Origin of the sequence: Acinetobacter sp. 1294596, from assembly GCF_000582925.1 — a bacterium.
Taxonomy (GTDB): domain Bacteria; phylum Pseudomonadota; class Gammaproteobacteria; order Pseudomonadales; family Moraxellaceae; genus Acinetobacter; species Acinetobacter radioresistens.
Map to the genome: position 1 here is coordinate 1 of NZ_JFCC01000057.1, position 15,872 is coordinate 15,872.

11 protein-coding genes are annotated in these 15,872 nt (G+C 40.7%); 7 read left to right on the forward strand and 4 right to left on the reverse strand.

Annotation, left to right across the window (positions count from 1 at the left end):
• Positions 1 to 402 precede the first annotated feature (402 nt).
• From J502_RS14365 to J502_RS14385, 5 genes are all read left to right on the forward strand, one after another.
• A complete protein-coding gene (locus J502_RS14365) occupies positions 403 to 873 on the forward strand; it encodes a CinA family protein (protein ID WP_005404645.1) in 471 nt (156 codons plus the stop codon).
• Between the two features lie 52 nt (positions 874 to 925).
• A complete protein-coding gene (gene katE, locus J502_RS14370) occupies positions 926 to 3,049 on the forward strand; it encodes a catalase HPII (protein ID WP_034684794.1) in 2,124 nt (707 codons plus the stop codon).
• Positions 3,050 to 3,353: 304 nt separating this feature from the next.
• Positions 3,354 to 4,001: a hypothetical protein gene (locus tag J502_RS14375; RefSeq protein ID WP_034684796.1), complete on the forward strand. Its 648-nt coding sequence runs from the start codon at positions 3,354 to 3,356 to the stop codon at positions 3,999 to 4,001.
• Between the two features lie 276 nt (positions 4,002 to 4,277).
• Positions 4,278 to 4,604 carry a hypothetical protein gene (locus J502_RS14380; protein WP_034684797.1) on the forward strand — a complete coding sequence of 109 codons (327 nt, stop codon included), beginning with the start codon at positions 4,278 to 4,280 and terminating at the stop codon, positions 4,602 to 4,604.
• Positions 4,605 to 4,679: 75 nt separating this feature from the next.
• Positions 4,680 to 5,546, forward strand: coding sequence for an SDR family oxidoreductase (locus J502_RS14385; RefSeq protein WP_034684798.1), 867 nt, complete (start codon positions 4,680 to 4,682; stop codon positions 5,544 to 5,546).
• Between the two features lie 145 nt (positions 5,547 to 5,691).
• Here the strand turns inward: J502_RS14385 and ssb are convergent, their stop codons facing one another.
• From ssb to J502_RS14405, 3 genes are all read right to left on the reverse strand, one after another.
• A complete protein-coding gene (gene ssb / locus J502_RS14390; protein ID WP_005017910.1) occupies positions 5,692 to 6,276 on the reverse strand; it encodes a single-stranded DNA-binding protein in 585 nt (194 codons plus the stop codon).
• 51 nt (positions 6,277 to 6,327) lie between these two features.
• On the reverse strand, positions 6,328 to 7,692 hold the full coding sequence (locus J502_RS14395; protein ID WP_005017908.1) for an MFS transporter: 1,365 nt from the start codon (positions 7,690 to 7,692) through the stop codon (positions 6,328 to 6,330).
• A gap of 148 nt (positions 7,693 to 7,840) precedes the next feature.
• Positions 7,841 to 8,923 (reverse strand): DUF475 domain-containing protein, encoded by a 1,083-nt coding sequence (locus J502_RS14405; RefSeq protein ID WP_034669790.1) that lies wholly within the window; start codon positions 8,921 to 8,923, stop codon positions 7,841 to 7,843.
• A gap of 240 nt (positions 8,924 to 9,163) precedes the next feature.
• Between J502_RS14405 and tenA the strand changes: the two genes are divergently transcribed.
• Together tenA and uvrA are read left to right on the forward strand one after the other, a co-directional pair.
• The gene (gene tenA, locus J502_RS14410; protein ID WP_005017903.1) at positions 9,164 to 9,838 is read left to right on the forward strand and encodes a thiaminase II; all 675 of its coding nucleotides are present in this window, start codon (positions 9,164 to 9,166) and stop codon (positions 9,836 to 9,838) included.
• 107 nt (positions 9,839 to 9,945) lie between these two features.
• Positions 9,946 to 12,777, forward strand: coding sequence for an excinuclease ABC subunit UvrA (gene uvrA, locus J502_RS14415; RefSeq protein ID WP_034684800.1), 2,832 nt, complete (start codon positions 9,946 to 9,948; stop codon positions 12,775 to 12,777).
• A gap of 270 nt (positions 12,778 to 13,047) precedes the next feature.
• Here the strand turns inward: uvrA and J502_RS14420 are convergent, their stop codons facing one another.
• Complete coding sequence (locus J502_RS14420; protein WP_026444008.1) at positions 13,048 to 14,745, reverse strand: GGDEF domain-containing protein; 1,698 nt, start codon at positions 14,743 to 14,745, stop codon at positions 13,048 to 13,050.
• Positions 14,746 to 15,872: the final 1,127 nt, after the last annotated feature.

Below are 15,872 nucleotides of genomic sequence, written 5' to 3' on the forward strand. Positions count from 1 at the left end.
ACCCAAGATATATATTAATTTATTGATTTATTTAATAAATTTTGGATAAAGAAATTTTATTTCTCTTAATCATTCATGATTATATTTTTAAAGGAATGCCACCTTAAGTTTTAACTTTTGATTTCATGTGTAAGGATTGTATATGTTGGATATATTTTTATACAACTGTTTATATAGCAATATGTAAACATTATAGAAATACAGAGAAACAATTATACTTAAGTCGTTATTTTTATTTATTTTATATTAAAAACCCCTATTTAACTTTTATATTCAAAAAGTATTAAGTATGTAAGTTGCTAATTCAATTTTGCCCATTTTCTGTTTTTATCTACCGACATCGCAATAAATTTAAAAAGCATTGCTCTAGAACTAAACCTAATAAGACAAGGGAGCTTCTAAATGTTTTATGTCTGTTGCAAGCACTTGGCAGATCTAGGCTTAAAAGTTGCGTTCATCGAAAGTGCAACAGCAGGTTATCTGGCTTATCAGTTTTCACTTAACCCGCATTCGGGTGAGGTTTTAATTGGCAGTTTGGTCTGTTATGACTTAAAAGCTAAAGAAAAAATCTTAAATATTCCTAAAGATCTGATTGAAGAGTATACGCCTGAGTCTCAGGAAGTCACTCATTATCTGGCTGAGCATGGTCATCATTTCTTTGATGCCGACATTATTGTGGCCTGTACAGGTCTGGTGAAACCTGGTGGTTCGGAAACACCGGAAAAACCTGTCGGGACCTTTTTCTATTCTATTTACTATAACGGCAAGGTTCATGATTTCAGATTCTATGCAGAGGGTGCGCCTGAAGAGAAGTTGCATAAAGTTCTAAATCAGGCTTGCCGTGAATTAAATCAGCTGATTCAACCTGAATAAGGGTTGTCTTTGAAGTTTGTAGTACACACACCTAAAACAATAGAGGCATGGTATGACGAATCAATATTATTCTAAAAGTGAGCTGGCAGGCGCCGACACACCAGATAAAGAAAACGATAACCTCAAGACTTTTGACTTAAATAGTGCACGAAGTGATGCTACGGGTCATGCACTGACGACCAATCAGGGTTTAAAAATTGCAGATAACCAGAATACGCTAAGAGCAGGTTCGCGTGGCTCTGCCCTGCTTGAAGATTTTATCATGCGGGAAAAAATTACCCACTTTGACCATGAGCGTATTCCGGAGCGGATTGTACATGCCCGTGGTTTTGGTGCACATGGCGTATTTCAGGCTTATGAAGGAAATGAACGGTTTACCAAGGCGGCCTTCCTGACTAATACCCAAATTACCACACCTATGTTTGTACGCTTCTCGACTGTACAGGGCTCACGCGGTTCACCAGATATTCCACGTGATGTTCGCGGTTTTGCCATGAAATTTTATACCACTGAGGGAAATTATGACCTGGTGGGTAACAATATGCCGGTCTTCTTTATTCAAGACGGGATAAAGTTTCCAGATGTCGTACATGCTGTTAAACCCGAACCACACAATGATATCCCTCAGGCAGCTTCAGCACATGATACTTTCTGGGACTTTGTTTCACTTACACCAGAGACAGCGCATCATGTAATCTGGCTAATGTCTGATCGTGCAATTCCACGAAGTTTCCGCGGCATTCAGGGTTTCGGGGTGAACACTTTCCGCCTGATCAATGCTGAAGGTAAATCTCACTTTGTGAAATTCCACTGGACCCCGATGCAAGGTGTATTCTCGGTACTCTGGGATGAAGCACAAAAAATCAATGGTAAAGACCTTGATTTTAACCGCCGTGAACTGTGGGATGCTATTGAAAGCGGTTTATATCCGGAATGGGAACTCGGTGTTCAGCTCATTCCTGAAGAGGATGAGCATAAGTTTGATTTTGATATTCTGGATGCCACCAAATTAATACCAGAAGAGCTGGTACCTGTAACTCCAATTGGTAAAATTACACTAAACCGTAATGTAGATAATTTCTTTGCAGAAACTGAACAGGTAGCTTTCTGTCCGGCACATGTTGTACCGGGTATTGATTTTAGTAATGACCCGTTACTACAGGCACGACTGTTCTCTTATACAGATACCCAGTTAATACGTCTTGGAGGTCCAAACTTCCATCAGATTCCAATTAACCGTGCTGTTTGTCCTTTCCATAATAATCAGCGTGATGGTTATCATCAGCGGATTGTGCATCAAGGTCAGGCAAACTATGAACCTAATTCGATTGATAACAACTGGCCACGTGAAACTCCACCTGCACCAAGTGGCGGTGGTTTTGAAAGCTACTATGAACGTGTAGATGCACATAAGGTACGTGAGCGTAGTGAGTCTTTTAATGATCACTTTAGTCAGGCACGTCTATTTTATGTTAGCCAGACTCCACATGAGCAACAGCATATTAAAGATGCTTATGTATTTGAGCTTACCAAAGTTAAACGTGCTTATATCCGTGAACGTATCGTCAATGAAATGCTCAGCTATATCGACGATGACCTGGCGAGCTATGTTGCACAGAAGCTTTCACTTCCTATGCCACCAAAACGCGAGCTAGCAACTGTTACTCCGTCAAAACGCCTGAGTCAGGAGGCCTTCCCGCCACTTGATATTCGTGCACGTCGTCTGGCCCTGCTGGTACAAGATGGCTTCAGCATGCAGGAATTTGAAACCATTCAGGATTGGGCAATTAAAGAAGGCGTTATCCTTGAATGTATCAGTGATCATAGCGGTTTCGTGACTTCTGATACGAACGCGACTTTACCGCTCAAAGGAAACTATCAGTCAGAACCTTCAATTTTCTATGATGCAACTGTAGTACTTGGCGGTACCAAAGAAGTTGTACCAGATCAGGAAGGCTATCTGATGCATTATATTATGGAAACCTATAAGCATCTGAAACCACTGGTCTTCCTGAACGGGAATGAAAGATTAATTACTACCATGCCTCTTATTGAACCTGATGAAGGTGTAATTACTATGCCGAATTTTACAGCTGTTCAGGAACAGCTGAAAACTGCACTGCTCAAGCATCGCGTCTGGGCTCGTGAAATGCAGGCCAAAAAGATTCCGGCATAATTTTCTAAATTGTAATAACAATAGGAAAAGCACTAAAGTGCTTTTCCTATTTTTTAATGAAGAAAAATTCATCTAGATAATCTTTAAATCTTATTTATATGTAACCAATGTAATATTAAATTAATTTGAGATTAACCTAAAATATAACAACCTCCTATTTTAATTACCTAATTCTATATTCTTATTTATTTTAAATAATTCATTTTAATTATTCAGCAACATGCTTAAACACTTCATAACCTAATTCTATGTTCTAATTATTTTCATGTGATGTATAGATTATTTTAAACACAAGAGGTGAGACATGAATAATATGAACAATCAAAATCAGGAAAATCAACAGCATTTGCAAAACCAGCAAGGACAGACTGGCGAACAGAAACAACAGGAAAATAATACTCAGAGCAAACAGGACCAGGGTATTCACCACCAGAACCAACAACTTGGTGTCGGGCAGGAAGGCCTGCAGAATGTTGAGCAACAACAGCAGCAAAGCCAGCAACATACCCAGCAGTCAGACCAGAAGGGTCAAGGTTTAGGACAGCCAGATCAGCAGAATTATAACCCGCAGGGTCAACAGAACCAGTATAACCAACAAAGCCAGCAAGGTTCATCTCAGAGCCAGCAGGGTCAAAATATGGGCCAGCAGGGCATGAGCCAACAAGGCCAAAGTCTGAATCAGCAAGGTGGTGTTGATAATAACCAGCAAGGAACTAATCGTGGTCAGGAAGGCCAAGGGCTGACAGGTACAGGTATGGGTGCTACCAGTCAGCATAATCAGCAAAGTCATGGCGGCCAGCCACAGCAAGTTAGCCCTGAACAGCAACAGCAGCAACGCACCACTCAGTATGAACAGGGTCAGCAGCATCAGCAAAATAGTAATAATACAATGCAGCATGAAACCGATGATCAATATCGCTCTCGTCAGGAAGGTCAAAATGAAGATTATTAATCTTAGAAAATTAAGATTATTTTCATCTTTGGCTATTTGTTAATATAGATAGATTTAAATATATTACTTCTTTCTTAAAAATAAAAAATTTAATATCGGATATTTATATAATATCCGATTTTTTATATTTAATTTATTAAATAATATTTCAATGTAAAATTAGAAAACATAAAGCAGCAATCCCTCTATGTTTTAATATATTTTCCCAACATCTTTTTTAGTAAATAACTTTTATATTTTAACTATAGATTTTTACTATAAAGCAGGAGATGTACAATGGTTGACGTAAATGAAAACCTAACGGATACGGCCAGCACTTATAAAGACGATACACATCGTCAATCTCAGGAATATTGGAAGGAAAATTATAATAAGACTCCATATTATAAAGATGCATTAACACACTATCCTGACTTGGAATATGATCGTGATTATTCAGGTGCTTATAACTTGGGTTATACCAGCCGCCGAGAAAATGAAGGCCGTCACTTTGATGAGATGGAAGGCAGCTTGCAGCAGAAATGGGAAGAAACTAAACGTGAATCACGTTTAAAGTGGGAACAGGCTAAACATGCTATTAAAGATGCTTGGGACCGTATGTAATTATTTTAAGTCAAGGATTCAGAGTTCTCTGAATCCTTTTTATTTATTTTTTTATAACAATCATCCGGAGATCTTATGAATCAGTACCCAGCTACACCACCTGCACAGATTCAAACCCATCAACCGGGTAAACAGACCAAAATGAATCCCGAGCCTGAAATTATCAAGGCTTCCCATAAAGGTAGTGATAAATTAAAAGATAAAGTTGCATTGATTACTGGTGGTGACAGTGGAATCGGTCGCTCAGTTGCGGTGTTATTTGCACGTGAAGGTGCAGATATTGTGATTGCTTATCTAGAAGAAAGTCAGGATGCTGAAGATACCAAAGCAATGGTTGAACAGGAAGGCCGGCGTTGCCTTCTGGTAAAATGTGATATCCAGAAAAAAGAAGAAGTTGATCAGCTAGTTGAAAAAACTCTAAATGAATTCCAGAAAATTAATATTCTGGTGAATAATGCCGGGGTACAGTACCCACAGAAATATCTGACTGATATTCCGCAGCAGCAATTATTCAAGACTTTTGAAACCAATATTTTTTCAATGTTCTACCTGACCCAAGCAGTACTGCCTTATTTAAAAGAAGGTGACAGTATTATTAATACGACCAGCATCACCAGTTATCACGGACATGACCAGCTGATTGACTACTCCAGCACTAAAGGCGCCATTACCTCCTTTACACGTAGTTTATCGACTAATCTCCTTAAAAATAAAACAGGAATTCGTGTAAATGGTGTTGCGCCCGGACCGATCTGGACCCCGCTTATTCCAAGCAGCTTTGATGAAGAACAGGTCAAAGATTTTGGTAAGGAAACGCCAATGGAACGCATGGGCCAACCAAGCGAAGTGGCGCCTGCCTATCTATTTCTGGCTTCCGATGATGCCAGCTATATTTCAGGCCAGGTTATTCATGTAAATGGCGGTTCAATCGTTAATGGCTAATTAAAAATAGATTTGCAGTATTTTTACTTTTGATAGAACTTGCTCAACAACGACTCAGCTCTTTTTTTGAGTCGTTCTTTTTTATTTAAAAAATGAATATAAAAAAGCAGACCCACGGGTCTGCTTTTTGTTTTATTAATACCAGTTAGAATGGCAGATCATCATCCAGGTCAGCCGGAACTTGAGAGGCTGGAGCTGACTGAGGAGCTTTAGGTGCGAAACCGCCCGGGTTATTATTGCCATAACCGCCACCTTGGTTGCTGTTATTATTAAAACCGCTACCCTGCTGGTTGCCGTTACCATAACCGCCCTGGCTACCCTGATTATTGTTAAAACGTGGTTGACCATAGCCTTGATCACCACCAAAACCTGCACCTGCCTGATCGCCCTGCTGTCGGCCTGAGTCTAGCATCTGCATCTGTTCACCACGAATCTCGGTAGTATAACGTTCCTGACCGTTCTGGTCGGTCCATTGACGGGTACGCAATGAACCTTCAATATAAACTTTTGAACCTTTACGTAAATATTGCTGGGCAATTTCACCTAGACGGTTGTGTAGCACAATACGGTGCCATTCTGTCTGTTCTTTACGTTCACCTGTGCTTTTATCTGTCCACGATTCACTCGTTGCGATAGAAAACTGTGTTAAAGAGCCGCCATTTGGGAAAGTTTTTGTCTCTGGATCGCGCCCTAAAGTCCCTACTAAAATAACCTTATTTACACCACGCATCAGCTGTTCTCTTCCTATTCATTTCTATGTTTTACTTTATAAGAGTTATGCTTAAATGGCTACCTCTTTACCCAACAACTGCGTCAAATTATGTCGAGCAGCTGCATCCACCTGCTGTTTATCGACTTTAATATAGGCCAGTTGCTGTTCAGGCATCACCACGACCTCTTCAATACCACGAATCGCCAATAACTTAGAAGTCCATTCATCTGTTTCCTGCATTTCTGGCAAGCTTAAAACCAGTGAAGTTAAATAGCGTGGCTGAGCCAGACCAAAACTGATGAATAACCAGATTATGGCAATTGCTGTCAGGATACTCCAGCCTAGAGAAGTATTATGCAAAGTCAGCAGGAAACCGCCCAGTGTTCCTCCGAAAAAGGCACCCAGAAACTGGCCACTGGCATTGACACCCATGGCGGTAGCCTTAGACTGCAAAGGTGCAGATTTGGACAGCCAGGACGGCAATAATGCTTCCATCACATTAAAAGCAATAAAGAAAAACCCAAGGCCGGTCAGCAGGATATATTTAGACTCAAAGCCAAAAATCATGATCAGCAGGCCTAATATAACTCCAGTAATTGCCGTCAAAAAGATTCCACGCATTTTGCGATATTTTTCCGCCAGGATAATACTGGGAAAAGCAAAAAACAGACTAACTACCAAAAGCGGTAAATAGACCATGCCATGACTGGCAAGCGGAATATGGGCAAATTCAATCAGCTGTGAAGGTATATATACAAACATTGCGGTAAGCAGCAAATGCAGGCTGAATACTGAAAAATGCAGACGGTTCAGATCACCCATTTTCAGGACCTGCTTAAGCTGTTGCAAATAGCCTTGGGAAAAATTCTTATGATGACGAGTGACCTTAGGCACCATGAATAACATTAGAATCGCCAGAAGGCCCATGACTGTGGTTACCCAGAACAGGCCGGAAATACCGACAATTCCTGTAAGCCAAGGACCCAGACTAAAAGCTACTACGAACGACAGGCCGATACTCATGCCCATCACAGCCATTGCTTTAGTACGCTGCTCTTCACGGGTTACATCGGCGAGTAAAGCCATCACTACTGCTGAAACTGCACCACCCCCAGCAATAGCACGGCCAATAATCACGCCATAGATAGTCTCTGACATGGCAGCAATTGCACCGCCCAGAGCAAACAACAACAAGCCAATCACTATAAGAGGTTTACGGCTGAATCGATCTGCCAGCAAGCTGAATGGAATTTGAAGAATCGCTTGGCTCAGACCATAAACACCCACAGCCAGGCCCAACAATGCTGGTGTCGCATACTGATATGACTGCCCTGCTACAGAGAATACAGGAATAATCATGAACAGGCCCAACATGCGTAAAGCAAAGATACTGCTTAAGGCAAAAGTTGAACGGCGTTCTAAGGCATTCATCATAGCAACAGGCTTATTAGAAAATAAGATGAATTATAAGATAAAGCAGCTCAAAGCGCGTAGCTCTGTTATTCGAAATAACGATATTAATGACAATAAAAAAGGGTATATGACTATACCCTTCAACTTATTCTGAGTTTAAAAATATATTCTAACCAAGACGTTCTGTCCGTTTACGATACTGGATTGAAGCCAGTACTGCCCAGACAATAAATGCCACCCCGATCAGGCCGGTTACCACTTCAGGAATATGTACGCCTGTGCCACTTGCCAGCATGATGATGGCCAGTGCGCCAATTGCATAATGCGCACCATGTTCAAGATAGATGTAAGCATCCAGTGTGCCTTTTTCGACCAGATAAATAGTCATAGAGCGGACGAAAATTGCACCAATTGCCAAGCCTAGCATAATAATAACTACATCACTGGTAATTGCGAAAGCTCCAATTACACCGTCAAAGCTAAAAGATGCATCCAGCACTTCAAGATACAGGAAACCGCCGAAACCTGCTTTTACTACACCGGTTGCTGCGCCCGTGCTGTCATGTGTAACAGCGTTACCTTCTTCATCAATTTCCGGTTCACCGCCTAGCAGATGACTAAGTACCTGTACCCCGATATAAATTACAATTCCCCAGATACCAGCCATAGTTACGACCAGACGTTTTGTCTCGTCTACATTGGCAGCCACTACCAGCAAAGCAATCAGGGCAATAAATACAGACATGGCCGGTACGCTGGCCAAACTGGTTAAGCGTCGCTCCAGCCAGCGAAACCAGTGAGTATCTTTACCTTCATCCAGGAAGAAATTCAGAAAAACCAGAAGCAAGAAAGCTCCACCAAAAGCAGCAATTTCAGCATGATGGTCCATCAACCGCTGCGAATAGGCCGTTGGATCATTAAGTGCCAGTCTTACCACTTCCATTAATCCCATATCAGCAGTGACTGCAACAATCACCACAGGGAAAATCAGACGCATACCGAAAACCGCAATTAAGATACCAACTGTCAGAAAGATCATTTTCCAGAAGTGGTCCCAGTTACGTAGTACTGAGGCATTGACTACAGCATTGTCAAATGACAGGGACACCTCCATTACTGCCAGGATGGCCGTGATGGTCAGAGCCTTGAACATGGTTTCTATGCCTGATTGAGGCCCATGGGTATAGCCCCAATAAGCTGACAGTGCAAGACACACCACCGTAAAAAAAATGGAAAATCGGAAATGCTTCATGGATAAACCTATTCACAATGAATGTTTTAAAACCTGTTTGAACCGGAGAAGTCTACGGCATCTTGTTCCAGTAATTATGACCTGTTTTTTTTGAAGCCGGTAAAAACTTTTTGATCAGTGAGCAACCTGATGTATTAAGAAGTTTAAGTTATATTCAAGAGCTCATGGTCTTATAGATAACATCCTATAGTGTTGGGATATTTTAAGTATTTTTTAACGCTTACCTTCAGGAGTATAAAATTGCATTTTTCACAATTACTGTGGCGGGATAATCTGGGTTTATATGAACGAATCCTCAAGATGCCTTTCAACCAGGAACTGATGCAGGGAACCTTATGCAAAAAAATCTTCACTCATTATATTATTCAGGATGCACATTATCTGCTTGCCTACGGCCGTGCCCTGGCAGTTTGTGCAGCCAAAGCTGCAAATGCCGAGGAAGTGATTCAGTTTTCTGAAGCTGCACGGGTAGCAATTGTATTTGAACGTAGCCTGCATAAGGATTTCATGCAGAAATTCGGTATTAGCCCAGCCCAATTTGCAGCTACACCATTGACTCAAGCCTGCCATCATTACACATCATTCCTGAGTGCAACTGCCTGGTCAGAAAGCTATCCGGTGGTTCTGGCTGCCCTGTTACCCTGTTTCTGGATATATGCTGAAGTCGGCAGATATATTGTTGAGCATTCAGCGCCCGACAATCCCTATCAGGCCTGGATTGATACCTATGCGGGTGAAGAGTTTCATCATGCGGTAAGGGAAGTGATCATGACATTGGACCAGGTGGCTCAGCAGTGTGATCACGAGACATTAAATAAAATGCAGCAAGTTTATAAACGTGGTGCTGAGCTGGAGTGGATTTTTTGGGACAGTGCCTACCGGCAGCGGGACTGGCCTGAAGGTTTAAGTGAATAGTAAAACAATGTGACATAAACTGACGCTTTAAAATCATAAAAACTACGCTTGAACATTTTTAAAGCGCTACCATATATAGAGTTTTAAACGCTTACTTAGGACGATTCATGAGTCAAAGTCATATCCGTATTCGAGGCGCACGTACCCATAACCTCAAAAATGTGTCACTCGATATTCCACGGGACAAGTTCGTGGTAATTACGGGACTTTCGGGCTCAGGTAAATCTTCTCTTGCTTTTGATACCCTGTATGCCGAAGGTCAGCGCCGTTATGTCGAGTCATTGTCGGCCTATGCGCGTCAGTTTTTATCCCAGATGGAAAAACCGGAAGTTGATGCAATTGAAGGCCTGTCTCCTGCAATCGCAATTGAACAGAAGTCAACCAGTCATAATCCACGTTCTACAGTGGGAACTATTACAGAAATTTATGACTATTTGCGACTGCTTTACGCACGTGTAGGTACACCGTACTGCCCGGAACATGACTTGCCAATGGTGGCGCAGACTGTGTCAGAAATGGTAGATGCTGTAAAAGCCCTGCCTGAAGGGACAGCCTTGATGCTGCTGGCACCGGTAGTACGTGAACGTAAAGGTGAATACTCTACCCTCTTTGAACAGTTGCAAAGTCAGGGTTTTGTCCGTGCACGTGTAGATGGCGAAATTATTGAAATTGATACGCCACCCGAACTGGACAAGAAAAAGAAACATACTATTGAAGTAATTGTGGACCGTTTCAAAGTACGTGATGACCTGGGTAATCGTATCGCTGAATCTTTTGAAACTGCACTACGGCTCGGCGGAGATCTGGCAGTTTTATCCTGGATGAAAGATGAACATCCAGACCGGGTATTTTCGGCCAAACATTCATGTCCGGACTGTGACCGTGCGGTAGGTGATCTGGAACCACGGTTATTTTCATTTAATAATCCGTTTGGTGCCTGTCCAGCTTGTGATGGTCTGGGTACCCGTAGCCACTTCAGTGCCGATAAACTGATCCATAACCCGGAGCTGAGTATTAGCCAAGGTGCAATCCGTGGCTGGGACCGTCAGCGCCCTTATTATTATTCAATGCTACAAAAAGTAGCTGCCCATTATGATTATTCTCTGGAAACCCCGTGGAAAGACTTGGGTAAAGATATTCAGAAGAAGTTTTTATATGGTACAGGGCGTGAGAAAATTGATCTCAGCTATGTGGACGAACGTGGCCGCCGTCATAACCGGGTTATGCCTTTTGAGGGTGTATTGCCACATCTAGAACGGCGCTACCGTGAGACTGAAAGTAATTATGTACGAGATGACCTGTCACAATACTTGTCGAATGCTACTTGTGATGTTTGCGACGGTTCTCGGCTGAATGAGATTTCACGTAATGTAAAAATTCTGGACCATACCATCAGCCAGATTACCCGCATGTCGATCGGTGATGCCGCACATTATTATGAGCATCTGCATCTGGAAGGCGCCAAAGGTGAAATTGGTGACAAAATCTTCAAAGAGATTCGTGAGCGTCTTCACTTTCTGGTCAGTGTCGGGCTGAATTATTTGAGTCTTGCGCGTTCAGCAGAAACCTTGTCTGGTGGTGAAGCACAGCGTATTCGTCTGGCTTCACAAATTGGTGCCGGTCTGATGGGTGTAATGTATGTACTGGATGAGCCTTCGATTGGCTTGCACCAGCGTGATAACGACCGCCTACTGCAAACCCTGATTCGTCTGCGTGATCTGGGCAATACTGTACTGGTGGTTGAACATGATGAAGATGCCATTCGTGCTGCTGACCATATCATTGATATTGGCCCAGGTGCAGGAGTGCATGGTGGTTATGTAATTGCTGAGGGTACAGCCGATGAACTTTGCCAGCACAAAGATTCACTGACTGGCAAATATCTTTCTGGTGAGTTAAAAATCGCGGTACCACAACAGCGTGTTCAGCCGCCAAAACCGGAAGAACAGATCAAGCTGTTAGGGGCGTCAGGACATAACCTGAAAAATGTTGACCTTACCATTCCCCTAGGTGTAATGACCTGTGTTACCGGCGTGTCTGGTTCTGGAAAATCCACCCTGATTAACCGGACCTTGTTACCTCTGGCAGCTACTCAGCTCAATGGAGCAACAACCTTAACACCAGAGAAATTTGACAGTATAGATGGTCTGCAATTTCTAGATAAAGTTGTAGATATTGACCAGAGTCCGATTGGACGTACCCCACGCTCCAACCCGGCAACCTACACAGGCGTATTTACACCTATCCGGGAACTGTTTGCCCAAACACAAGAAGCCAAAGCACGCGGCTATAGTGCTGGCCGGTTCTCCTTTAATGTAAAAGGTGGCCGCTGTGAGGCCTGTGAAGGTGACGGCATGATTAAGGTAGCAATGCACTTCCTGCCGGATATGTATGTACCCTGTGATGCCTGTCATGGCAAGCGATATAATCGTGAGACTCTGGAAGTTGGCTATAAAGGTAAAAATATTTCCGATGTACTGGAAATGACGGTAGAAGATGCAGCTGCATTCTTCGAGGCTATTCCGGTAATTCATCGCCGTCTGGAAACACTGACTCAGGTAGGTCTCGGTTATATCCGTCTGGGCCAGTCGGCAACCACCCTGTCGGGAGGTGAAGCTCAACGGGTAAAACTGGCCCGTGAATTAGCTAAACGTGATACCGGGAAGACTCTGTATGTACTGGACGAACCTACCACAGGCCTGCATTTCCATGATATTGCCAAGTTATTAGATATCCTGCATGAGCTACGCAACAAGGGTAATACCATTGTAGTGATTGAGCACAATCTGGATGTTATTAAGACTGCAGACTGGGTGGTCGATCTTGGACCGGAAGGAGGTTCTGGTGGTGGCCAGATTATTGCTACCGGCACACCAGAGGAGGTTGCTGAAGTAGCTATTTCACATACAGGCCGTTTCTTGAAACCTTTATTGAAATAAACTCCTCAGCTTTTAAAGCCCTATTGAAAACGGTGATATATTCACCGTTTTTTTATTTTTAAACTTTATAATTTTTTACTGAGACGTTTTATGCAGACAGATACTTATAAATACTTTTTTTAGCAATACCCTGTTGTTTCTATCAATAGCTTTAATAGCCGCTTTATTTATAAAAATATTCATCAAAATATAAAAAGTTAAAATTTTTAATAGTTTAAATAAAAATTCCAAGTTAGCGTATTCTAGACATTCGAGAATTTAAATCTCTTACTACGCAACACTATTTCGTCCCGCTGCCTTTGCCCGGAATAACGCCTGATCCGCCTTTTCCAGCAGTTCTAACCAGTTTTCTGCGCCTGTCGCGACGCCTATACTCACTGAAACAGAAATTGAATTACCATTTTCAAGCTTAAGATGGGCCTGCTGGACTTCAGCACGAATTTTTTCTGCCACTTTCAAAGCTGCACCGAACTCGACATATTCCAAGAATATGATAAATTCGTCTCCGCCATAACGAATAATCAGATCCGAAGAACGTACACTTTTTTTAAGCTGACTGGCAACAAGCTGAATAATTTGATCACCAATAATGTGGCCGTACTGATCATTCACCTGTTTAAAATAATCAATATCTACCAGAATCAGACAAGTCTGGCTTAATTGTTTAACATGCTTTTCCAGATACTGTATATGCTCATCCAATGCTAGGCGATTCGATACTCCAGTTAAAATATCGGTATTGGCGATATTACGCAGTTGTAATTCAAGTACATCACGCTCGGCCAGCTGTGCCTGTAGTTTTTGTATGGCTTCAAATAGCGAAAGTGGATAAAGAATATCTGAGGACTGGATACGAGCATCTTGATGACCGGCAAGCTTTAAAATCAGATTGCGTGCCCGGATTAAGGGGGTAAATACTTTATAGCGTGCATAAACCATAGTAAAAATGGCGGTAAACACAGAAATAACAGAAACAGAAAGAGTCAGAATAAATTTTTTCCATGCCTTACTGCGTACCTCTTCAGCTGTTTTAACGCTATGATCCAGCAGAAAATCCTGTAAATTAACCACTGTCAAAAATTTATCAACGATTTGTTCAGTTAACTGGGTTCCTGTCATAGAGTACGGCTGATTTTTTATACTTTCATTGATCAGCGTTTTTACCATTGGAATCGCTTTTTCCAGAAACTCTGTTTTAACTTCACCATGTAGTCTTAAATATTGGGGTGTTCTATATTTATCCTGTTGAATAGAATTAATCAGATCCCATAAGTAATAAGCCTGATACTGGGTCTGCAAAGAGCGTGCAAGATTTTCCTCTGGAATTTTCTCCTGAAAAGTGACCGCTGCAATAATATTGGAGGCCAAACGTCCAGCCTGATCACGCAGGTCAGTCAAAATTAAAATCAGGGTATAATAATCAGAGATAACGGTATTTTTCCCCACTGAATGTGAAATGACATTTTTTAAGACCTGATGAGCGCTATCCCAAGCAGCAAACATTTTCTGAATCGACCGATCAAGCTGTATAGAGGTTCTTTTAGAGCGAGGAATAGCAATATAGCCATCTATAGCCTGTCTACCCTGCTCTAGCGAATGCACCACATTCTTAGATACATTTTCAGCATCTGCCGACAAGCCGGCCTTGTTTAAAATATCTACTGTTTCAGCAATATGTTTATCTACTGATTTTCGAAACTCAATTAGTTCCCTGAGATTCTGTGCAAACTCTTCTGTGGTACTCGACATGACTTTATTTGATGGGCCACGTTCTCGTGAAATCATATTTGTCAGCTCGGCCATATTACGTAGTGCAGAAATTTCTGTTAGAGCCAGGTCTGTTTTCTTGTAAGTACGATAACTGTCTATAGTCAGAGGAATACAAATAAAAAGAAGTGAAAAAATAATAACCAACATGGACCAGAATAAACGCCGGGTAATATATTCTGAACGTAGCTGGTTCTTCATCAAACATATCCCATTACAAATTCTAGTATTCAAAAATATATTTTATAAAAACTTAAGATCATAAAAGTTTCGGGCAGAGATGGCTTCTTTAGAATACTTAAACTTTACTGATGTTTTTTTAATGGAAAGTTAGTAATAACCTGTTCCCCAAGAGGGGCTATTTTACCTTTTACTCTATTTTTTTCAATAGTTTAAAAATTTATCACTCTAGTTTTAAAGTCTAAGAGCTCTACAGAATACATAGAACTGTGAGTAAAAATATGAATATTTTTAAATACACTATATTTTTCTTTAAACAAAATTTATAAAATTTTATTAAAAAATCAGAACCATAATTTTAATAACTTTTCTGAAAGATAAAAGATAAATATTTTCTGCAACTATCTAATGTTTCATTTAGCTTAAATCCCTTTTCAAGTTAAAGATTAATATTTTTTCTAACTCTATAATTTTTCTATTAATTGGTTTTACCGTTTTTTAAAATATTAATTATCAATTTAACACATTTAAAAAACTGTTGCATACTACATTTAAGAACAATAAGTGAGATTTTCATCACACTTATTTGAATTCCTCAGGATGTATCTCCCAAATATTATGCATCCTTTCTGGCCCAGTTATCTCTTTTAAGCTGGGCCTTTTTTTACTTAAAATTTACTTATTTTTAGTTAAAACTTTTTTAAAATTACGCAAGTCATTTTTTGGTTTTGCATGTACAGCTCAAATTTCTTATTTGAACTGTAATTTAAAATAGCACACTGTCTAAGTATAAAACTCAGGTTAAAAAAAAGCCCAACCTTGGGGAAAGCTGGGCGGATAAACCAGAAATACGGTTTTAAAAATTCTGTGGTGCAGATATAAGTTGTATATATCTGATATAAATATTATGTGATTTTTCATGTATAAAGTAAAGTTGATTAATTTAATAAGGATTAGAAAATCTATCGCTTTTTACAATTTTGTAGAGCTAAGTCTTATCTTAATCTAACTACTAAGATAAATTCTAGTTTAAAGTTTTTAGCTTATAGAGTGCTTAAAAAAGCATCTGTCCTACCAAAAATTAAATGTAAAATACTTCAATTTGATTCTTCTCTTATTTCTAGAATTATTGATTAATTCCTCTATAT